The sequence below is a fragment of the Halobacillus sp. A1 genome (assembly GCF_024189295.1).
Classification (GTDB): domain Bacteria; phylum Bacillota; class Bacilli; order Bacillales; family Halobacillaceae; genus Halobacillus_A.
On the sequence record NZ_JAIZEN010000012.1, the window covers coordinates 57,724 to 77,727 of the forward strand.

At 42.3% G+C, this 20,004-nt stretch carries 22 protein-coding genes and 1 pseudogene; 1 reads left to right on the forward strand and 22 read right to left on the reverse strand.

Annotation, left to right across the window (positions count from 1 at the left end):
* Positions 1-34: 34 nt before the first annotated feature.
* Positions 35-592, reverse strand: a complete 558-nt coding sequence (locus tag LF817_RS13355; RefSeq protein WP_253936318.1) for a histidine phosphatase family protein — start codon at positions 590-592, stop codon at positions 35-37.
* A 193-nt stretch (positions 593-785) separates the two neighbouring features.
* Between LF817_RS13355 and LF817_RS13360 the strand changes: the two genes are divergently transcribed.
* Positions 786-1,421, forward strand: coding sequence for an FMN-dependent NADH-azoreductase (locus LF817_RS13360; RefSeq protein WP_253936319.1), 636 nt, complete (start codon positions 786-788; stop codon positions 1,419-1,421).
* A gap of 120 nt (positions 1,422-1,541) precedes the next feature.
* Here LF817_RS13360 and LF817_RS13365 read toward each other — a convergent pair whose 3' ends face one another.
* The 21 genes and pseudogenes from LF817_RS13365 to LF817_RS13465 form a co-directional block, all read right to left on the reverse strand.
* On the reverse strand, positions 1,542-2,015 hold the full coding sequence (locus tag LF817_RS13365; RefSeq protein WP_253936320.1) for a GNAT family N-acetyltransferase: 474 nt from the start codon (positions 2,013-2,015) through the stop codon (positions 1,542-1,544).
* A gap of 71 nt (positions 2,016-2,086) precedes the next feature.
* The gene (locus LF817_RS13370) at positions 2,087-3,121 is read right to left on the reverse strand and encodes a serine hydrolase domain-containing protein (protein WP_253936321.1); all 1,035 of its coding nucleotides are present in this window, start codon (positions 3,119-3,121) and stop codon (positions 2,087-2,089) included.
* Positions 3,122-3,173: 52 nt separating this feature from the next.
* The gene (locus LF817_RS13375) at positions 3,174-3,365 is read right to left on the reverse strand and encodes a hypothetical protein (protein WP_253936322.1); all 192 of its coding nucleotides are present in this window, start codon (positions 3,363-3,365) and stop codon (positions 3,174-3,176) included.
* Between the two features lie 14 nt (positions 3,366-3,379).
* On the reverse strand, positions 3,380-3,619 hold the full coding sequence (locus tag LF817_RS13380) for a hypothetical protein (protein ID WP_253936323.1): 240 nt from the start codon (positions 3,617-3,619) through the stop codon (positions 3,380-3,382).
* Between the two features lie 152 nt (positions 3,620-3,771).
* The gene (locus LF817_RS13385) at positions 3,772-3,963 is read right to left on the reverse strand and encodes a hypothetical protein (RefSeq protein WP_253936324.1); all 192 of its coding nucleotides are present in this window, start codon (positions 3,961-3,963) and stop codon (positions 3,772-3,774) included.
* A 17-nt stretch (positions 3,964-3,980) separates the two neighbouring features.
* Positions 3,981-4,373: pseudogene (locus tag LF817_RS13390) on the reverse strand (recombinase family protein); the annotation flags it as partial.
* 267 nt (positions 4,374-4,640) lie between these two features.
* Positions 4,641-6,068: an SLC13 family permease gene (locus LF817_RS13395; protein WP_253936325.1), complete on the reverse strand. Its 1,428-nt coding sequence runs from the start codon at positions 6,066-6,068 to the stop codon at positions 4,641-4,643.
* Between the two features lie 598 nt (positions 6,069-6,666).
* The gene (locus LF817_RS13400; RefSeq protein ID WP_371925062.1) at positions 6,667-6,885 is read right to left on the reverse strand and encodes a hypothetical protein; all 219 of its coding nucleotides are present in this window, start codon (positions 6,883-6,885) and stop codon (positions 6,667-6,669) included.
* A gap of 106 nt (positions 6,886-6,991) precedes the next feature.
* Complete coding sequence (locus LF817_RS13405) at positions 6,992-7,234, reverse strand: DUF6429 family protein (protein WP_253936326.1); 243 nt, start codon at positions 7,232-7,234, stop codon at positions 6,992-6,994.
* Positions 7,235-7,326: 92 nt separating this feature from the next.
* Positions 7,327-7,608, reverse strand: a complete 282-nt coding sequence (locus tag LF817_RS13410; protein WP_253936327.1) for a DUF4190 domain-containing protein — start codon at positions 7,606-7,608, stop codon at positions 7,327-7,329.
* A 54-nt stretch (positions 7,609-7,662) separates the two neighbouring features.
* Positions 7,663-8,694, reverse strand: coding sequence for a replicative DNA helicase (locus tag LF817_RS13415; RefSeq protein ID WP_253936328.1), 1,032 nt, complete (start codon positions 8,692-8,694; stop codon positions 7,663-7,665).
* Between the two features lie 486 nt (positions 8,695-9,180).
* Positions 9,181-10,113 carry a ribose ABC transporter substrate-binding protein RbsB gene (gene rbsB / locus LF817_RS13420; protein ID WP_253936329.1) on the reverse strand — a complete coding sequence of 311 codons (933 nt, stop codon included), beginning with the start codon at positions 10,111-10,113 and terminating at the stop codon, positions 9,181-9,183.
* A gap of 24 nt (positions 10,114-10,137) precedes the next feature.
* Positions 10,138-11,073 (reverse strand): ABC transporter permease subunit, encoded by a 936-nt coding sequence (locus LF817_RS13425; RefSeq protein ID WP_253936330.1) that lies wholly within the window; start codon positions 11,071-11,073, stop codon positions 10,138-10,140.
* Positions 11,074-11,076: 3 nt separating this feature from the next.
* Complete coding sequence (locus LF817_RS13430; RefSeq protein ID WP_253936331.1) at positions 11,077-12,576, reverse strand: sugar ABC transporter ATP-binding protein; 1,500 nt, start codon at positions 12,574-12,576, stop codon at positions 11,077-11,079.
* 17 nt (positions 12,577-12,593) lie between these two features.
* Positions 12,594-12,989 (reverse strand): D-ribose pyranase, encoded by a 396-nt coding sequence (rbsD, locus tag LF817_RS13435; RefSeq protein WP_253936332.1) that lies wholly within the window; start codon positions 12,987-12,989, stop codon positions 12,594-12,596.
* The gene (gene rbsK / locus LF817_RS13440; RefSeq protein WP_253936333.1) at positions 12,986-13,882 is read right to left on the reverse strand and encodes a ribokinase; all 897 of its coding nucleotides are present in this window, start codon (positions 13,880-13,882) and stop codon (positions 12,986-12,988) included. The genes rbsD and rbsK overlap by 4 nt, the downstream gene beginning before the upstream one ends.
* Positions 13,882-14,877: a LacI family DNA-binding transcriptional regulator gene (locus tag LF817_RS13445; protein WP_253936334.1), complete on the reverse strand. Its 996-nt coding sequence runs from the start codon at positions 14,875-14,877 to the stop codon at positions 13,882-13,884. The genes rbsK and LF817_RS13445 overlap by 1 nt, the downstream gene beginning before the upstream one ends.
* A 469-nt stretch (positions 14,878-15,346) precedes the next feature.
* Positions 15,347-16,849: a malate:quinone oxidoreductase gene (locus LF817_RS13450; RefSeq protein ID WP_253936335.1), complete on the reverse strand. Its 1,503-nt coding sequence runs from the start codon at positions 16,847-16,849 to the stop codon at positions 15,347-15,349.
* 245 nt (positions 16,850-17,094) lie between these two features.
* Complete coding sequence (locus tag LF817_RS13455; protein ID WP_253936336.1) at positions 17,095-17,793, reverse strand: ABC transporter permease; 699 nt, start codon at positions 17,791-17,793, stop codon at positions 17,095-17,097.
* On the reverse strand, positions 17,793-18,641 hold the full coding sequence (locus LF817_RS13460; protein ID WP_253936337.1) for an ABC transporter ATP-binding protein: 849 nt from the start codon (positions 18,639-18,641) through the stop codon (positions 17,793-17,795). The genes LF817_RS13455 and LF817_RS13460 overlap by 1 nt, the downstream gene beginning before the upstream one ends.
* Positions 18,642-18,848: 207 nt before the next feature.
* Positions 18,849-19,907 (reverse strand): LytTR family transcriptional regulator DNA-binding domain-containing protein, encoded by a 1,059-nt coding sequence (locus tag LF817_RS13465; RefSeq protein WP_253936338.1) that lies wholly within the window; start codon positions 19,905-19,907, stop codon positions 18,849-18,851.
* Positions 19,908-20,004 lie beyond the last annotated feature (97 nt).

Consider the following 20,004-nt stretch of genomic DNA (forward strand, 5'->3'; position numbering starts at 1 on the left):
AAGACCTCACGAATTCGTGGGGTTTTCTCAATGTTTAATAGCGACTCAACTCCTCTAAAGAGACACGACCGGCGACTTCATATCCTTTCCCCCGCCCAAGAGGCTTCACGACGACAGTCCCCATATTAGGTATGGCACCTAACCCTGCATATTCAGGAAAGCTGTGTGCAACAATCACTCGATTCGTCCCAGCAGGCGGAGGAAATTCTAAACGTGACTGCACAGAGCGCAGAATGTCAGCCTCCTCTGCCTGCGACACATTCCTGCTCAACCGGTACACTTCCACCCAGAAAGGATCGACTTGAACGACCCCACTTCCAAACGCCAGCTCGGCAGTTTCTCTATTTCTGCAAAAAGGACTGGCGAGCACCGGAGCGACCAAAGGAATACGTAAACGCCGCAGGGCCGCTCCATAAGCTGCCGCCTGCTTCCTTCCCGCTTCTGATAAATTTCTCTGCGTCGTACAATCCATAAAGGTAAAATTCATCCCATCTTCTCCTACGGTAGCTTCCGCGTGCCGGGCATACAAAATATACCCGCCTCCCCGCAGCAACGATAAAAGCGATCGATGCTGCGTGTGACGTACTGCCATCGGCTTCCATGTATGATTATTGATTTTTTCCGTGCCTCCTCATAAGAGCTTTTGGAGTCTGATTTTCCAGCAAGTATCATTCTAGTGTAGTCCTTACTTTTATGAGGCATGAGTATAATATTTGATATCTCGAATTCGAGCCATTATACTGAGTACTATGAAAAAATAAGATGTAAACAGGAGGATTTCACCCATGAATGTATTAGTCATTAAAGCTAATAACCGTCCAGATGGAATATCTACAAGAATGTATGATACTTTTCTGGAAAATATAAAAGATAACAAAGAAGTAAACGTCAGCACGTATGACGTGTTCGAGGAAGACACGCCTTACTTCGGTCAGGAAGTCTTCACAGGACTAGGAAAGCAGCACGAAGGCCTGGAGCTGAACGATACGGAGCAGCGCCTTCTGGATGCTAAACAGAAGGCAAAAGACGTAATCAGCGAAGCAGACGTCGTTGTTGTGGCGTTCCCACTATGGAACTTCACGATTCCTGCCAAGTTGCAAACGTTCATCGATTATTTAGCAGAAGCTGGCTTCAGCTTTAAATATACAGCAGAAGGTGCGCTTCAACCTCTACTGACGGATAAGCGCGTCATCTTCCTGAACGCACGCGGCGGAAATTATTCCGATCCGAACGCGGCTCCACTGGAAATGTCACTCAATTATATGCGCAATATCTTCGGCGGACACTTCGGCATGAAGGTTGTTGACGAAGTGGTTATCGAAGGTCATGCGGCAGCTCCTGATCAGGCTGATGAGATTATTGAAGAAGGTCTTGAGAAGGTTGCTAAAGTTGCGTCTGAGCTTTCTTATCAAAACGCGTAAGAAGTAATGATCATTAAAAACCCCCGCCTGGGTGTAGGCGGGGGTTTTTTCGAAGGTAAGATTACTTTAGTAGGTTTTGACGTAGATTAGCCAATCTACACTAAAAAGGATGAAAAACTGTTAATTCAAGTGTTTAACAAATATAACTCTATCTTGTCCAGGACCATCGTAATCCGAAGATACAGAAATTCCATCAGTTACTTTATCTCCATCCTTAATATCAAAGCCCATTTTAGTATGGTATGCAACCGACGTCTTGTTTACTGGTGAGGTAATTGCTTTTATTATATACCGATCTTCTTTTTGCGCAGCATTGTAGAATTCTTCGTATAGGTGTTTACCAATATGTTTTTCACGATAATCTGGATGAACTCCCACAAAGTGTATGTAAGCTTGATCTACCTTAGATTGAGACATAAAGCCAATTAAAAAACCTACAATTTCTCCATTATCCTCTGCAATAAAACTACTGTTATTAAAATGGTCAAAGAACAGTTTAGGCAGCATAGCTGACATTTCTCTGCCTCCCCACCAATCGTTTATCAATGGTGAAATCACATAATAATCTGAGCTGTTAACAAAGCGAATATCCATTTATCTGCCCCCTCATAGTTTTTATTAACCGCAAGATGTATTGAATTCCGATTACTAAAATCCGCTGCCTGTTAACTTTCTTTTAATAAAACACCCTCAATCACTTTAGTAACCTCAAAAGGACCAGACTCAATATTGGAAGGGATAACAATCTTTAAATTTGATTTCGGGTATACAGAAGCTCTAAAGCTGACTCCGGGATCATATCCCATCACATGATATTTATAAATTTGATTGTTTCGTTGGTTCATCCATATCCCATAACCATAGGATATTTCTCCATTTACATGAACATGAGGCCTGAGCAATCTCTTGGTAGTCTCTTCATTTAAAAGTTTAAAGTTGAATAGCGATTCCCACAGCTTCATCATGTCAGCTGCTGTAGTGAAAGCCCCTCCATCTGACCCGCCTTTTTTAGGAATAGAATAAATATTAGTTCTCCACGTATTTTCTTCATGATCATCAATGTATCCTATCGCTGTATTCTCAGGGAGTTGATCCAAAGCAAAATACCCTGAATCCATCATATGGCTCTTACGAAATATTTCAGATTCTATGTATTCATTAAATGACCTTCCCGTTTGTTCTTCCAGAATAAGACCTAAGAGGATATAACCCGCGTTGTTATAATGGAACCTATGTCCAGGCTTGAACTTCATGGGTTCTTTTTGAAATAACGGTAAAAAATCTTTCAGAGAATTGATTTGATAGACAGGATAGTCTTTCCACAAATCTTCATAATCACTCATTTTCTCTTCATCAAAGTAATCAGGGATGCCGGAAGTGTGCGTTAACAAATGGTGAATCGTAATTTCTTTATCAAAGTTAGGAAAATGTATATCTAAGCAGTCGACTAAATAAGTATCATAGTTTAATAAACCGTCTTCAATTAATTTACTAATCCCAATAGCGGTAAATAACTTGCATCCAGAGGCTATCCCAAAGCGGGTATGTAAATTGTTTTTCCTTTTTTCCACTCTGTCTGCGTAGCCAAAGGCAAGGTTTGATATTATGTTCTCGTCTTGTTTCACGTATACCACACCAGAAAAGTCGATGGTTTCAACCTCGTTCGTAATGATATGGTTTAATTCACTATTTTCTTTCACATTGGTTCTCCTTCCATGCAAACAAATACTTTCTTAAATTCCTTCCGTCCCATCACTTCTTTTGACAACCCTTAATAGTAACGCCGCTTTGAAGGATGGACTCTCCAAAAGGTAAAGTCCAAATTTTGCCGTATTCTCTTTCTGCATTTTTAATGATTTCCTGCTTTTCTTGTTCTGTAAATAGTACTTTCCTTAAGTAATAAACGTATTCGTACGTCTTTCCTACTCTGTATTTAAACTCCATAATGTAATTTGCTTCTACAAGATCGTTGCAGTACTAACTGATTTCTGCCCATCCTTTATAAATCTCTTATATAGCTCAGTTTTATGTAGTTCCCATGTTGTTGGATAAGAAAGCAGATTAACCAGTAAGCCTAATGTTTTTAAAGATAACGAAGTATCACTAATATTATTGCTTGTATTCTTTTGTGGTGCTTGTGCTGTGGCTACTGGAATAACTATATTATAATCATGTGGGATTTGTACTATCTTAGCCATGATTAACTACCTCTTTTTGTGATATACTATCCATAATTATTAGTACTCCTTTATCCACCTTTGCCGAGGTGGGTATTTTTTTGTTTATGTTCCTGAATGAGATAAACAGAGATGGCCATTCTTGACATTGTGTAATTTATTCTAATAGGTAACTATTTAAAATCATCTGAAAGCCTTCTATTTGGCTTATGAGTTATTTCGGTTTCTTCATACTTTTGAGTAAACCGATCCAAAGCCTTATCTCTCTCATCTTTATCTTTAGTGTAATCAGAACGTTTTGGACGTGTTACCTCAAGTTTATCATCAGCTGTATAGATAAACCTTTCTTTCCTGATATCACTCATACTATCACCCCTTTATTTTATACTGCTGCTGCCTCTAATTTTTTCTTAGCTCTAATTAATGTGCTTTTGCTTATCCCGGTCATTTCTTCAACTTGTTTGTAAGACATTGTTTCTTTTAATTCCAGAGCATGTTTTATTTGTTTCTTAGAATATACATTAGGCCTACCTTCTCTAAAGTCTGGATTTTGCCTTGCAATTGCTTTTCCTTCTTGTGTACGTTCTACAATCATATCCCTTTCAAATTCCGCAAAAGAGCTCATTATATTAAAAATAAGTCTTCCGGTTTGTGAATCTTCAACAATCCCCATATTCAGCACATGTACTTTCACACCACGTTTAAATAAGTCCTGGACAATTTCTATTACATCTTTAGCTGATCTTGCTAAACGGTCTAATTTTGTTATGACTAGGATAAAATACTATATTTTCTTAGGGTTGATTCTTTTATATTCATTAGTTTAGCTATATCTGCCGGACGATACACCTTCATTATGTCACACACCTTTTTAGTTCCATTATAGCGATTGGTTCCGTTTCTTGTAATGTTTTTCCATGCTATGTACGGTGTGCTCCAATATAAGTTTCACAACCTTGCTGATATTTCCAAACTATTCTCCTACGAACGACATTTACCAATAAAACATAAAAGCTCCCCTTTTCACAGGAGAGCTTTCCTACTAATATTGCAAAACGACAGGCTGCCAGAAATAAACGAACAGGACGATAACAATAATAGATAGAATGTTCATCCAGAACCCGGCTTTCACCATATCGTCGATCGTTAAATAGTCCGAGCTGAACACAGCCGCGTTCGGCGGTGTTGAAATCGGCAGCATAAAGGCACAAGAAGCTGTTAGAGCGACAATACCCATGATCGCGTATGGATCTGCGCCGATACCGAGCGCAAGCCCGATGCTGATTGGAATCAGCATGTTCGACACGGCCGTATTAGACATGATTTCCGTCATGAACAGTACGATCGTGGCAAGGGCAATAAGGATGAATAGAAACGGCAGGACTTCAAGCCCCTGCAGCAGTTCACCGAACCATCCGGTTAAATCCGAGGATTCAAATGCCGCCGCAAGCGAAAGACCGCCTCCGAACAGAAGCAGCAAGCCCCAGGGCAGCTCTTTCATATCCTTCCACACCATCAAGCCGCCTTTAGCCTGCTTCGCCGGGAATAAGAACATGGAAGTCGCCCCGATCATGGAAATGGATGTATCCGATAAAGTATAGGCTTCTGGTATGAAACCACTCGACATCCAGAGCGCACCAACGACCGTGAAAACGGTCAGGACCGCTTTTTCTTCATACGACATCGGCCCCAGCTCTCTCAGCTGATTTTTAGCAAAATCAGAAGAGACATCTTTTTGGCTCGTAATTTTGAACTGGATTCTCGTCAGGTAGAAATAAAGCCCGACTAACAAAATAATCGTGAGCGGGAATCCGAATAAAAACCAGTCGAAAAAAGATACCGTTCGATCGAGACTGCTTGACGCTACAGCGACAAACGCCGCGTTCGGTACAGAACCAATGATCGTCGCCAGCCCGCCGATAGAAGCGGAATACGCCACAGCAAGAAGCAGCCCCTTCGCGAAGCGATTCAATGAAGCTTCATCAAAAAAGTTCTTCTCCTTAATTTCCGTAATCAATGCAAGTGCGATCGGAAGCATCATGAGCGCTGTCGCCGCGTTTGAAATCCACATCGAAAGACCGGCCGTCGCAATAATGACACCCATGACAATGCGCTGACTCCCCGTTCCAACAAACGAAAGAATCGTCATGGCAATTCGTTTATGTAAGTCCCACTTCTGAATAGCTAGAGCGATCGTAAAACCACCCATATACATGAACACAATCGGATCCGCGTACGCCATCGACGCCGTATCTTGATCCGCTCCGCCCGTAATCGGCAGCAGAAAGATCGGCAAAAGCGACGTCGCCGGAATCGGCAAAGCTTCCGTAATCCACCATGTCGCCACCCAGGCCGTGACTGCAAGAACAGCCCGCGGTTCGTCCCCAAGTCCGGTGATCGACGGAATAAAATAAAAGATAGCAAAAAGCAACGGACCGAGAATCAGCCCAATTTTTTGTCTGCGTTCCACATGAAGTTCCTCCTTCAACAGTTGAAATCGTTTTCATAAATTGATAGAATAATACAACAATTTCAACTTTAGCACGCCAATCGACAAAAGTAAATATCCCCCATGTAAGGAAATAGTTGTGGTTCATATCGCTCATTGGCTTTTGGTAGGTTCGGTAAAAAGACTTCATTATGATCATGATTGAATTCTTATATTGTAGTAATAACTCTGTTACCATTAAAAGAAAACACTGTCTGTAATAGTTTTATAATTTCGTTTATAAAAGGAAGTGGCGTTTTTGAGCAAACACGTAACAAGCATTACAGCTTTAACATTTTTTTCAATAATACTATATTTAACAGATCATATGCCTGCAAATATTTTTATTATAATATTTATGGTGACTGGGGTAATGATGTTATTTATTGGGATGAAGGAATTCTATTCTGCCGTTAATAAATAAGGTACTTTTGATGCTGGCAGTGGCCTCGACACGATACAATCGAAACTTTGACACTATCTGGGCAGCCGTAGAATTATGGGCTTAAATCCAGTCATGTCCTGGGTATTGCGAAGGGAAACACGAAGTACAAGTTTTTTTCAAAAAAACCCCAAGTGATCATGAAAAGACCAAAACAACAAGAAAGATACTCACTACTCCCCAGGCTGTGGTACCCACGACCCACCAAATTATGGCTTTTGATTTTATAGAACTTTCAGCGCTTTCCGGATTTTCTTTTATAAAAGCAAGCTTACTTTCCATACCTCTTTTCATAGATACGAGGACAACGAATCCGATCATGATGAAACCAATAGTTACCCAAAGCAAGACGTCCATATTCTAACCTCCACTGTTTGGTGAATGGCTTTCCTTACAACTTTCTACAAACTCTCTCCATAGTTTACTAGTTTAGCTTCCCTAACCTTTATAGCCCCACTCGACTTTACTGCTCCTCCTTAATCTGATACTTTTTCATCAATTCCTTCGCCACCTTTTCCCCTTCTTCACTTAACATCACCGATTTGGCACGACGGCTGCCGTAGATGTAGTTATCTTCCATTAATTCATCCAATGAGGAAAATGGGTAGCCCTTCCAACTTCGCAGTGCCTCTTCTCCAGCCAACTCTTCTTTAAATGATGTTAAATACAATAGCAATAAGGTCAGTTCATCTACTTGATTTTTCATACAGCATCCTCCTTTTTCATTCACTTCTTCTCCCTCAATTATACCAAAAAACGCAATCCCAATGAGTGGAATTGCGCTAGGTGAGCCTTTCCTCAAACCACCATAAAAGCGACAAATGCAATGACCGATAACAAAATCGGCAGTACAATGCCTAAGCTGCTGCAAATAATCCCGGCAACCGCCATCTTTTTACCTTCCTGATCCTGCCGCTTAATCTCCTTTAAACCGATGATACCGAGTACTAAACCAACGGCGCCCATGATCAGCCCGACCACCATAAGGATCATGGTGACAATCGATAGAATACCAAGTACAAGGGAAGCCACGGCTTTTCCATTCGTCGTACTGCTTGCGGAAGCCTCAAGCTGACTCATTTTCATCCCCCTTCCTCTTAAATCTCACATGTATTTACTATACATACGAATTCATCAAGCGATCGTTTCAGAAAAGTTGAATTCAGCTTCCTGCACTTTCCCTTTGACTCCCCTGTCCAGAAACTGCCCGAACTCTTTCTTAAACTGAAACTTCACATCTCCTACCGGACCATTCCGCTGCTTACTGAGCAGAAGCTCCATTTCTCCTTCGTCCTTCTGCCAGTTATAATAATCTTCCCGATGCAAAAATCCGATCACGTCCGCGTCTTGCTCGATGTTGCCCGACTCTCTCAAGTCCGACATAACGGGACGCTTGTCCTTGCGCTGCTCCACACTGCGGGAAAGCTGTGATAGTAAAATGATAGGAATATTAAGCTCACGCGCCAGCAGCTTCAGTTCTCTTGTGATCGAGCCGATTTCAAGGTCGCGGCGTTCGAAGCGGCTGCCGGAGCTCATCAGCTGAAGGTAATCGATGATGATCATATGACGGGCGTCTTTGTCCGCTTTTACAACTTTTCTTACATTGGCCCGGATGTCGCTTATGGTCCAGTCCGTCTGGTGGATGTTCATCTGCCATTCAGCGATTTGGCCAATCGATTCCAGCGCTTGAAGATAGTCCTGACTGGAGAATTTCTTCGTCCGCCATTTATGCCCGTTAATCGAACCTTCAGAAGAAATGAACCGGTGCAGCAGTGATTTCATATCCATTTCAAGACTGAACAGCTGTACACTGCCTCCCTGCTTACAGTGGTTGGCTGCCAGATTTAAGGCAAAAGCGGTTTTCCCCATCGACGGCCGACCAGCGAGAACAATCAAGTCACCGCGCTGTGCGCCTCCTGTCATACCATCAAGATCCTGATAGCCCGTCGTATAGCCTGTTATTCCGTTTTCATTAGGGGATACCATATCACATGCAATTTCCAACAGCGTTTCATAAACGGTAGGTTCCTCCGTCGGTACGCCGGTCCCACGAAATGCTCCCCTATACTCGTCCAAACTATCAAACCTCTGACCATTCGCCGACGAGGAAAGTTTGTCCAAATCTGTTTGATCATGAAACGTATTCAATTCTTTTAAGTAATTCATTTATATTCCTCCTTGTATTTAGACCATAAAAATCCCCTGCACTTCTAAAATCGAAAGAAGTGCAAGGGTGGTGTCAATTTTAAGAAAAAGTTTTTTGAAAGTGTTTCGGGAAACATTCATGTTTGTTTTTTCTCTAGAACATTATTCTGTGCTAAATTCCTCACTCTCACTTTTAATCGTTTATCTTCTAGGCTTTCCTCTATATACCTCTTGATTAAACGAGGTCAAATCTTGAAGTGTTTACGAGCTTCCCTGCTTTAATAACTATGGATTTCCTAGACCTATGTACTTTTTTTAACGACTTGGAATCTCTCTGCATAAATCTAACTATAATTGGAAAATATACAAGAAAAAAACCGAAACGTTCCAAAACAGTTTAAAGTGTTTAGGGCATAAGTATAAAATTACTATTGCGCATTCAAAAAACGAAATAATAAACGCGTGAAATCATGAACCTGATTTCACGCGTTTATTTTGCAACTCATATTATTCTGTAACTAGATCAAGCTCAACTGGTACAAATTCCTCTACTTCTTCACCTTCGACTACTTGAGCAGCTGTAGTAATCGCTTCTTCGCCTATTAATTCAGGTTGCTGAGCAACTGTTGCATCCATTCTTCCTTCTGAAACGGCATCGCGTGCATCGTCTATTGCATCAAATCCTACTAAAACGACTTCATCAGCTAAGTTATTCGATTCCAGCGCTTCAAGTGCACCTAATGCCATTTCGTCATTATGAGCAAAAACAGCATCAATTTCACTGTTACTTTGAAGAATATTTTCCATTACATTAAGTCCGTTCGAACGATCAAAATCAGCAGATTGCTTCGCCACTACTTCTATACCATCTATCTCGTCCACGATATTGTGGAAACCTTCTCCCCGCTCACGTGTAGCGGAAGCCCCGGAGATTCCTTCAAGTTCAACAACGTCCCCTTCTTCCTCAATTTGTTCTGCAATAAACTCCCCTGCCATCTCTCCACCTTCCACATTATCTGAGGCAATATGTGTAGCTACTTCTCCCTCATCGGCAGTACGGTCCACAGTAATAACCGGAATATCTGCACTATTCGCAGACTCAATCGCTGATGAAATTGCTGATGAATCAGTGGGGTTTACTAATAAAACGTCAATATCTTGCTGAATAAGGTCTTCAATATCGCTCACTTGCGAAGCTGAATCATCTTGAGCATCTGCCGTAGTAATCTCATAACCTGCTTCCTCGGCAGCAGCTTCAGCCCCATCACGTAATGATACAAAAAATGGGTTATTCAATGTCGAAATCGACATTCCTATTTTAATAGACCCATCTCCATCACCGGAATCTTCGTCTGACGAACTCCCCGGACTTTCCGTAGAACAAGCTGCCATTACAATCAATAAGCTTACAACACCAACTGTTTTCAACCATTTTCTCATGTTTCTTTTCCTCCTTATATTAAATTATTTGGACCTGCGATCAAGTACTACAGCCAGCAATATGACACCACCCTTTACAATCTGCTGATAGAATGAGGAAACGTTTAGCAAGTTTAGCCCATTGTCTAGCACTCCTATAATCAATGCCCCAATCAGGGTACCCGTGATCCAGCCTCGTCCTCCTGTAAGGCTTGTCCCCCCGAGAACTACAGCAGCAATGGCATCTAGCTCATACATCGTTCCCGCTGTGGGTTGGGCTGAGTTTAATCGGCTCGTCAGGATAATACCTGCCAATACCGAAAGCATTCCGGTAATAGAATAAACCCAGATTTTCACCCGGTCAGCTCTTATACCAGATAAAATAGATGCTTCTTCATTACCACCAATTGAATAGACCTGTCGTCCAAAGACTGTATTTCTTAGAATGAAAAACAATACACCAAAAGCGATAAGCATTAAAATGACAGGAAAAGGAATCCCAAACACATAGCCTTTACCAATCATTTCAAATGAGAAGCTGTCCGATAGACCTGTAATGGGACGGCCTTCGGTATAAACTAGAGTAGCTCCGCGGAAAATCGTCATGGTCGCTAACGTTGCAATGAAAGGAGCCACTTTTCCTTTTGTAATAATCAGTCCATTCATAGCTCCCATGAGTAATCCAGCTAGCAAACCGATAAAAACAGCTAACATCGGGTCCATCCCACTTGAAAGCATTCCTGCGGTAAGTGCGCTACCAAAGGCAAGGATCGAGCCGACTGATAAATCAATTCCTCCAGTCAATATGACGAACGTCATCCCAAATGCAATAAGAGCATTAATCGATATTTGCCTTAATAAATTTAGTATATTGTTAAGAGTGAAAAAGCTATCGCTTGTAAACCCGAGGATAATAACAATGATGATAAGACCTATCAGGGGACCCAATTGTGAGAGATTATTTAATATTTTCTTCTTCATCTCTTACTCACCTCCAGTGGCAGCATGCATAATCTTCTCTTGATCAGCTTCGCCTTTATTGAAAATTTGTGTCACTTTTCCTTCATGGACTACCATGATCCGATCGCTGACTCCTAGTATTTCCGGTAATTCAGAGGAAACCATAATAATGGCAACGCCTTGTTCAGTTAATTGGTTAATAATGTTATAGATTTCCTTTTTAGCTCCTACATCGACGCCTCGAGTTGGTTCATCTAATATAAGTAAGCGCGGTTGAATTCCGAGCCATTTGGCAATGACTACCTTTTGTTGATTCCCTCCACTTAACGATTTAACTTCCTGTTCACGCCCCGTTGTACGAACATGCAGTTTCTCGATTAAATCATCAACTAACACACTTTCTTTTGAGCTCGAAATCCATCCGTTTTTAGAAACCGTTTTCAAATTTGTTAATGCGACATTCTCTCGAATGGATAAATTAAGTACGAGTCCTTCATCTTTTCGATCTTCCGTTATGAAGCCAATTCCAGCTCTTATAGCGTCTCGGGGATGCGTTACATTTAACGGTTTGCCATCGAGCAGCACTTGTCCTTTGGACTTTTTAGCTGCCCCAAAAATCGTCTCCATAATCTCCGTACGTCCAGCGCCCATAAGTCCTGCTACACCCAGCACTTCTCCTTCTTTGACTTGAAAGTTTATCCCTTCAAACAACTCTTCCCTCGATAGATCTTTAACTTCCAGTAATGTTTCCCCAATCACACTAGACCTTTCAGGGAAACGATCACCTAATTCTCTGCCAACCATCATTTTTACAATCGCATCAAAGGAAGTTTCTTTAATTTGTTCTGTACCAATCGATTTGCCATCTCGCAACACCGTGATTCGATCACATATTTGAAAAATCTCTTCCATACGGTGCGAAATGTAGACAATACTCACTCCCTGTTTTCGAAGCGACTCAATGACTTTAAATAAACTCGTGATTTCTCGATCAGTTAAAGCAGCTGTTGGTTCATCCATAATAATCATTTCTGCATTTGTTGAAATTGCCCTGGCAATCTCAATCATTTGCTGCTTCCCAACAGATAAGTTTCCAGCGGTTTCATTTGGTGGAATATTGTCTACACCGAGACGTTTTAAGTTTTCAAGCGTTTGTTTATGCATATCTTTTTTTCGAAGAATGCCTGTTTTTCCGATTGATAGTTCTTTTCCTAAAAACATATTTTCGGTCACGGTTAAGTGAGGAATGATATTTAATTCTTGATGAATGACTACAATGCCTTGCTTTTCAGCTTGTTTCGGGTGGGAGAAATCAACCTCTTTACCCTTTACAGTAATTGTGCCGTTGTCTCGAGGGTGGATTCCTGTTAATACTTTTACCAGGGTCGACTTTCCCGCTCCATTCTCCCCCATCAGAGCATGGACTTCTCCTGGTTGAACGGAAAAGTTCACTTTCTGTAAGACATGGTTTCCTGAAAAAGACTTATCAATTTCACTCATTTCTACAAGCGTCGGTTCATTCATACCACTCACCCCATTTCTTAAAAAATGACTCCTGAATGTAAAATAAAATTGGAATAAGGTGTCGCTTCTCCCGTCCTAATAACAGCCTTTGCCTCTTTTGCTGCTTTTTTTAACTCATCATGTGAGACAATGCGAACATCTTTAGAAGCAAAATCTTTGTGCAGTTCTGTGAACATTTGCTTATTATTGCGTTCCATTTCCTCAGCAACCGTTACGGCTTCAACTTCCATGTCTTCAATTAGTGTTCTCATCACTTGCAGTACTCCAGGAATCCCGAGGGAAAGCGAAACGTCAATACATTTCGTTTGGTCATGGACTGGCAAGCCGCAATCTGCAATAACAATCGTGTCTGTATGTCCTAATCGTGCTAAAACACTAGCGATTTCTCTATTTAATACACCGTGTTTTTTCATATCTCTTCTAACCTTTCTTTTAAGAAGTTCTGTACCTCATCTAACGTCGGCATTCCTCCTTGCGCCCCTTTCTCAGTTACAGATAAAGCGGCCGCTGCATTCGCAAAGGATACAGCTTTCTTTGTCGAAATGCCTTGGGCAAGCTGAGTTGCTAATGCTCCATTAAACGTATCTCCAGCACCCGTTGTATCTTTAACAGGTACAGGATAACCAGGAATGTGCACCTCTTTTCCATTTACATATAGGCAAGAGCCGAGCTCGCCTTTGGTTGTAATCCACTTCTCAAGCAAATCGTCAGCTATAGATTCCTGTTTAAAAAGCTCAGCTTCTAAAGCGTTTGGAGTCATATAATCAACTTGATTTAAAATCGCAGCTGGTAAAGGCTGATAGGGAGCAGGATTTAATATAACTGGGATCTTAAACTCCTTAGCAATGGTAACAACATAGGAAATCGTTTCTATCGGTATTTCCATTTGCAGCAGTATGATGTCGCTTTCTTCAATTGCTGCTCTGTGCTTTTCCACGTAAGAAGGCGTGACCAATTGATTCGCTCCTGGAGCAACGATAATTCGATTATCGTTGTTGGATAAAATAATCGTTGCCGTACCAGTAGATTGTTCATTGAAGAGTTCCGTTGAGGAAGTGTCAATTCCTTCTTGCTGAAGATGTTCCTTTAAGCTAATGCCGAACACATCATCACCGAGAGCTCCCACCATTTTAACGTCGCTTCCTAATCTTGCTGCCGCGACAGCCTGATTTGCTCCTTTTCCACCTGGGTAGGTAGCAAAGCTTTCGCCCATTACCGTCTCTCCCTGGTTAGGAATAACAGAAGTTGAAACGGTTAAATCCATATTGATGCTGCCAACTACACATACCGTTGATGTTTCATTCATTATTGATCCTCTCCCTTTTTCCGAGTAGAATCTCGTTCAATAAGCTTTACGGAGAATTCTTCGACTAAGGTTTTAGATTCATTTTCTTCCACTTGTTGGATAAGTATCTCTGCAGCACGCGCCCCAATTTTATAAATAGGCTGAGCCATGGTTGTTAATGCGGGTGACGTGGTCTCCCCAAGCTTGATTCCATCAAACGAAATAATAGAAAGCTGGCCTGGAACGGATATACCTAAAGACTCTGCACCCTTGATCGCTCCTACTCCCATTAAGTCGTTAGCTACAAATAACCCATCAATTTCAGGGAACTTTGTTAAAAGGGATTCTGTCGCTTTTTTTGCACCTTCAAAGTGATACTCTCCCTGTTCAATAAAATCAGAGGTAAACCATTCTTCCTTTTCTACTACATCTAAGTAACCTTTTAATCGTTGTTTTGCGTTACTGACATGATCAGGCCCCGTCACATGAGCGATCCTTTGGCAACCGATTTCTTTTAAATACTGAACGGCTTCCTTAGCCCCTTCACGATTATTTACGGTTACTGATGAAATATTTGAATGTATAATACGATCCAACGCCACCGCTGGTATATCAAAGCTTTCAATGTATTCTGCCGTCATCGTACTTGATACAATAATGATCCCATCAACAGACTTTTGTTTTAATGCATCTAAATAAGCCATTTCTTTTGTAAGATCATCATCTGTATTACATAAAACAAAGGTAAACCCTTGTTGTTTCGTCATGTCTTCTACTGCACGTGCCAGCTCCGGAAAGAAAGGGTTCATAATATCTGGAACAAACAAAGCAATCATCTTAGAACGACCTTTAAAAAGACTACGCGCTACATCATTGGGGCGATAGTTCAGTTGTTTAATTGCCGCTGCAACTCTTTCTTTTGTATCACTCCGCACATAACCATTTCCATTAAGTACGCGGGAGACCGTAGCGACTGAAACTTCCGCTAACTTTGCTACATCTCTAATCGTGGACATATCGGCCAATCACTTCCCTGTTTTCATACATATGTAACCCGTTACATACTACACAAAAAAATATAAGTTCATGCATATGTAACCCGTCACACACATAGTAAAGCGCTTTCATTTAATTGTCAACCTTTTATTTTCAAATATTTAACTCGTCCTTTTACACCCTTAACAGGAATCAAGCATAGCTCAATACACGTCTAAGAGAATACCAGAAAGAAAAAAATGAGGCATTACCACAAGCATCTCCCAACGAGGGGACAGCTTCGATAATGCCGTCATTTAATTTTTATACTCTTCTTTAAAGTCCGAAGAAATCATTCATTACGCCGAAACTAACTAATCATACCTTACGATAAAAAGTCGAGTCGTCCATGAATTATGATCAACCTTTTCATAAGTCAGACTGCCGGCTCTAATTGAATGTAGAGTCATGGCAGCCTAGGTGTTTCTTTTTAGTTTTATTTAGCCTTATTTACATTGATTCTGCGTACTTCTCGCCTTCCAGCTTAAGCGCCCGATCCGTTGAAGCATGAATCTCACGGATCAGATCAGGATTTTCCGATAATGAGATTCCGTAAGAAGGAATCATCTCTTTGATCTTCGGTTCCCACTCTTTGATATGCTGCGGGAAGCATCGTTCTAATACTTCAAGCATGACGGATACTGCCGTTGACGCGCCAGGTGAAGCACCTAATAAGGCCGCGACGGTACCATCAGCGCCGGTGACCACTTCTGTTCCGAATTGAAGCGTTCCTTTTCCGGCTTTTGTATCTTTGATTACTTGAACACGCTGTCCGGCCGTGACTAACTCCCAATCTTCACTTTTTGCGTTCGGAATGAATTCACGCAGCTCTTCCATACGCTGTTCTTTGGACTGGATGACTTGTTCAATCAAGTATTTCGTCAGGGACACGTTTTTGACCCCTGCCGCCATCATCGTGAAGAGGTTATCTTTTTTCACAGAAGTTAATAAGTCGGATAGAGATCCTGTTTTTAAGAACTTCGGCGAGAAACCGGCGAATGGGCCGAATAACAGCGACGTTTTATTGTCGATCAGGCGTGTATCCAGGTGCGGCACAGACATAGGGGGAGCCCCTACCTTCGCTTTACCATAAACTTTGGCATGGTGCTGTTCGATCACTTCAGGATTTTTACAGACCATGAACTGACCGCTGACTGGGAAGCCGCCGATGTTCTTGGATTCAGGGATACCGGTTTTCTGAAGCAGGTGCAGACTGCCGCCCCCGCCTCCTATGAAGACGAACTTCGCCGTATGGTATTCAAGTTTCCCATTCTCATGGTCAAACACTTTGACTTCCCACAGACCGTCGCTCGTGCGTGTAATATCTTCCACACTACGCTTGTAGTTGACCTCAAGATTGTTGCTCTCTAAATGATCGAACAACTTGCGTGTTAAATCACCGAAATTCACATCCGTGCCGGCATCAATTTTTGTAGCGGCAATCGGCTCTGTCACTTTACGATTTTCCATCATGAGCGGAATCCATTCTTTAAGCTGCTCCGGATCATCGGAAAATTCCATATCCTTAAACAATGGGTTCGCCCCCATCTTTTCATAGCGCTTTCTTAAAAACTCAACGTTCTTCTTCCCTTGCACAAAACTCATATGAGGCAGTGACAGAATAAACTCCTGTGGGTTACGAATCATATGACTGTTCACGAGGTAAGACCAGAACTGTTTAGACACCTGGAACTGTTCATTTACTTTAATCGCTTTCGTAATATCGATCGAACCGTCCGGATGTTCATGCGTGTAGTTCAGCTCGCACAAGGCAGCATGTCCCGTCCCTGCATTATTCCATACGTTGGAGCTTTCCTCTCCCGCACTTCCTAGCTTTTCAAACACTTTCACATTCCAGTCCGGCACTAATTCCTTCAGCAGTGACCCCAATGTAGCACTCATAATACCTGCACCAATTAAAATCACATCTGTATTAGCTTCTCTGTTGCTCATCATTAACCATCCTTACATCCAAATATTTGGTGAAAAGATGCAGACGTTCACGTAAGTACACCTTTTCTGTGATTAATTCCTATGATAGCGTTTTATAGATTTAAAAATCACTCTTGTCTGATAATTAAATTATAAACTATTTCCAGTTAGGTTAAAAGTGAGAGCCTGAACATTCATAGAGTTAAGCCCGCTATACCATAAAAAAAGCCCATTACTTTAAAAAGTAATGAGCAGGGAACACGCGATCAATCAAACCGGCGCTTTTTATAAATATAAATCGTGACGATCACACTGGCGACCGCCCATATCGATAAGACGAGGATGTGGTCACCAACAGCCTGACCGTTATTCAACTGCAGAAGCAGCTGGCCGATTTGCTGATCGGGCAAATAGCCCATTGCATCAATAAGCCACTCGGCTTCAATCATCGTTTGAAAAATGTCACCCATGCCAAAAATGAACAACACAGGAATGCCGATGACCGACGTTTCCATGACCGTACGAGAAACCAGTCCGAGAATCGTCCCGATACTGATAAATATAGTGAGACTAATAACCATCGCTGCCGTGGTGAGCAGCATCTGATCGGGCAGCGGTATGTTCCCGATCAGGACGACCGCCACAATCATAATGAGGCTTGCAACAGCAGAAATCACACTTTTCCCAATGAAAATCTCTACTGTATTGAGCGGAGACAGGAGCAGTCCTCTCAACGTGTTCTTCTCTTTTTCTTCCGCGATGACAGCCGCCTGTATAAAAGAACCAACGATGACCATCGTAAGCGTGATCGGCATAAAGACAGCCGCTGTCTGAACTTCTCCCTCCTGATTTAATAAAAGCGCAAAGAACAGCGGAATGACAGCCGTAGACAGCATATACGCATTTTTCAAAAGATCCCGGTAATCCTTGATCACAACCGCTTGAATTCGTTTGACGGATATCATTAGAACAGCTCCTTTCCTGTAACACGAGCGAAAATATCACCTAAAGTTGGCTCATTGGAATGCACAGACGCCAGCTGTTGACTGGCGATCGCTGCCCCAATACGTTCCGCTCCTTCATGATCGTTGCCGACGAGCTGCTCTCTTCCATCTTTCAGCAAGAGCGTGATCGAAGAATCCGAATGGCTCACCCGCAGATCCCGCGGCGGCCCCTGCAATTGGATGTGTCCTTTATTTAAAAAAGCGACACGGTCACATATTCGTTCCGCTTCATACATATCATGGGTCGTTAAGAAAATTGTGGTGCCTTCTTCGTTTAACGTCCGTAAAATGCTGTGAATTCGCTCGGTACTGACAGGGTCCAGGGCAGACGTCGGCTCATCAAGAAATAACAATTCCGGCTTATGCAAAATCGTCCGAGCCAACGTCACACGCTGCCTCATTCCTTTGGAGAGCTTGCTGACAATCTTAGATTCTTCCCCTGTTAATCCTACTTCATGCAGCACCTCGTCAATGCGTTGATAGGATACATCGTACAATTTACAATACAACCTTAAGTTCGCTTCGACCGTTAGCCGCTCATACAAACCGGTATTATCCGTCAATACACCAATCCGCTTCATCTGCTTCGGATGTTTTAACTTTTCCACAGAAGCCCCAAACACGTGAACATTTCCCGACTGATACCCCTCTTGAGCCGTCAGCAGCTTAATCGTCGTCGTTTTACCCGACCCGCTCGGCCCTAAGAAGCCAAACGTTTCTCCAGGTTGAATCGAGAACGACAAATCGTCCAACGCTTTTTTTCCGTCATATTCCTTATGAACATTCGTGACGTCAATAATGCTATTCATATTCATTTCCCCTTTTCTGCTTTCGCAACTGGATGACTTAAGCTTATAACGCTCTCGTCAACCCAGCATTAAAAGCAGCATGAAAGGAGTGAATCACAGGGTGAATGGAGCTATGAAACTATGAATGAAACATCACAAAAGGCCAATGGAGTATAGAAAGCTGTGAATCAAACGACTTGTCCCGACAATTTCCCGGGAAATATTCACTTACATGCGCAATACTTGCTTTAAATCCTGCAGCTTGCCTTTCGATAAAGGAATATTGCTCTTATGATGATCATCAAGAATTAAGCTGTAGCTGTTTCTCGTCCACGTCATCACCTCTCGCACCTTCTGCAAGTTCACAATATACGAACGATGGCAGCGAAAGAACCCAAACGGCTCCAGCCGCTCCTCCAACTGCTGCAACGTAATCGCACACGGAAACACACCGCCCTTCACGTGCAGCTGCACCGTACCATCCACACTTTCCACATAATCAATCTCCGTAGGATCAAAAAGAATCATCTTCTCCTTCACCTTCGCAGGAATCCGCTCCAATTGAACGTGCGCACTCGACTCAGGCTCCGGTTGGCTGTCATCTTCCTGATCGGGCTGATCGCCCCCCGCTCCCTCGTCCGGCTCCTGCACATCCATCTTCTTCAAACCCTCTTCATTCAAGCGGTACACCTCATTCGTCAAGATCACCGCACTCTCCATATTACTCGTAATCACCAAAGCCGCACCGCCTTCAGCCGTATGCACATTGATCAATTCCCGCAAGAGCACCTTACTTTCTAAATCAATGTTCTGATCAGGCTCTTCTAAAATCACAAGCTCCGGCTGATGAACAAGCGCCTTCACAAAAGACAACCGCCTTCGCTCCGAATAATTGAGGTGCTTAATCCGACGAGACTTCCCGATCGGTAGATTCACTTTATGTAATAACTCATTAATATCGGCTTTCCTGCCATAAAGCTGCTGGAAAAACTGTACATATTCATAAGGAGTCAAACGCTCATATACCCCTTCATCATGACTCACCAACCCAATACGATGGCTATACCGCTTCCAGTCTTTAGGGTGAGGCTGATCAAAGTAAGACATCCTGCCAGATCCCGCTTCTTCTCCGGTTAGAACATTAAATAATACCCGACCCACTATGTGATCGCATTGGATGGCAGCCACTTCGCCCTGGTTTAGCTGGAAGTGAAAGGGATGAAACCATACTTTATCGCCTTCGACTTTTCCTACGTTTTCTATTTTGAGAATGGGTTTCTGGGACATGGGAGGTCACTCCTTTTTGAGTTGGATAACCGAATATCGTTAACAACTTTCATTGTTATTATATACAGGGGAGTTAAAAATTTCATTAAAAGAAGGG

Coding starts and splice junctions, on each gene's coding strand:
- LF817_RS13355 (WP_253936318.1), bottom strand. CDS start 592: ATGGCAGTACGTCACACGCAGCATCGATCGCTTTTATCGTTGCTGCGG.
- LF817_RS13360 (WP_253936319.1), top strand. CDS start 786: ATGAATGTATTAGTCATTAAAGCTAATAACCGTCCAGATGGAATATCT.
- LF817_RS13365 (WP_253936320.1), bottom strand. CDS start 2,015: ATGGATATTCGCTTTGTTAACAGCTCAGATTATTATGTGATTTCACCA.
- LF817_RS13375 (WP_253936322.1), bottom strand. CDS start 3,365: ATGGAGTTTAAATACAGAGTAGGAAAGACGTACGAATACGTTTATTAC.
- LF817_RS13380 (WP_253936323.1), bottom strand. CDS start 3,619: ATGGCTAAGATAGTACAAATCCCACATGATTATAATATAGTTATTCCA.
- LF817_RS13385 (WP_253936324.1), bottom strand. CDS start 3,963: ATGAGTGATATCAGGAAAGAAAGGTTTATCTATACAGCTGATGATAAA.
- LF817_RS13400 (WP_371925062.1), bottom strand. CDS start 6,885: ATGGACGTCTTGCTTTGGGTAACTATTGGTTTCATCATGATCGGATTC.
- LF817_RS13405 (WP_253936326.1), bottom strand. CDS start 7,234: ATGAAAAATCAAGTAGATGAACTGACCTTATTGCTATTGTATTTAACA.
- LF817_RS13410 (WP_253936327.1), bottom strand. CDS start 7,608: ATGAGTCAGCTTGAGGCTTCCGCAAGCAGTACGACGAATGGAAAAGCC.
- LF817_RS13415 (WP_253936328.1), bottom strand. CDS start 8,694: ATGAATTACTTAAAAGAATTGAATACGTTTCATGATCAAACAGATTTG.
- rbsB (WP_253936329.1), bottom strand. CDS start 10,113: ATGAGAAAATGGTTGAAAACAGTTGGTGTTGTAAGCTTATTGATTGTA.
- LF817_RS13425 (WP_253936330.1), bottom strand. CDS start 11,073: ATGAAGAAGAAAATATTAAATAATCTCTCACAATTGGGTCCCCTGATA.
- LF817_RS13430 (WP_253936331.1), bottom strand. CDS start 12,576: ATGAATGAACCGACGCTTGTAGAAATGAGTGAAATTGATAAGTCTTTT.
- rbsD (WP_253936332.1), bottom strand. CDS start 12,989: ATGAAAAAACACGGTGTATTAAATAGAGAAATCGCTAGTGTTTTAGCA.
- rbsK (WP_253936333.1), bottom strand. CDS start 13,882: ATGAATGAAACATCAACGGTATGTGTAGTTGGCAGCATCAATATGGAT.
- LF817_RS13445 (WP_253936334.1), bottom strand. CDS start 14,877: ATGTCCACGATTAGAGATGTAGCAAAGTTAGCGGAAGTTTCAGTCGCT.
- LF817_RS13450 (WP_253936335.1), bottom strand. CDS start 16,849: ATGAGCAACAGAGAAGCTAATACAGATGTGATTTTAATTGGTGCAGGT.
- LF817_RS13455 (WP_253936336.1), bottom strand. CDS start 17,793: ATGATATCCGTCAAACGAATTCAAGCGGTTGTGATCAAGGATTACCGG.
- LF817_RS13460 (WP_253936337.1), bottom strand. CDS start 18,641: ATGAATAGCATTATTGACGTCACGAATGTTCATAAGGAATATGACGGA.
- LF817_RS13465 (WP_253936338.1), bottom strand. CDS start 19,907: ATGTCCCAGAAACCCATTCTCAAAATAGAAAACGTAGGAAAAGTCGAA.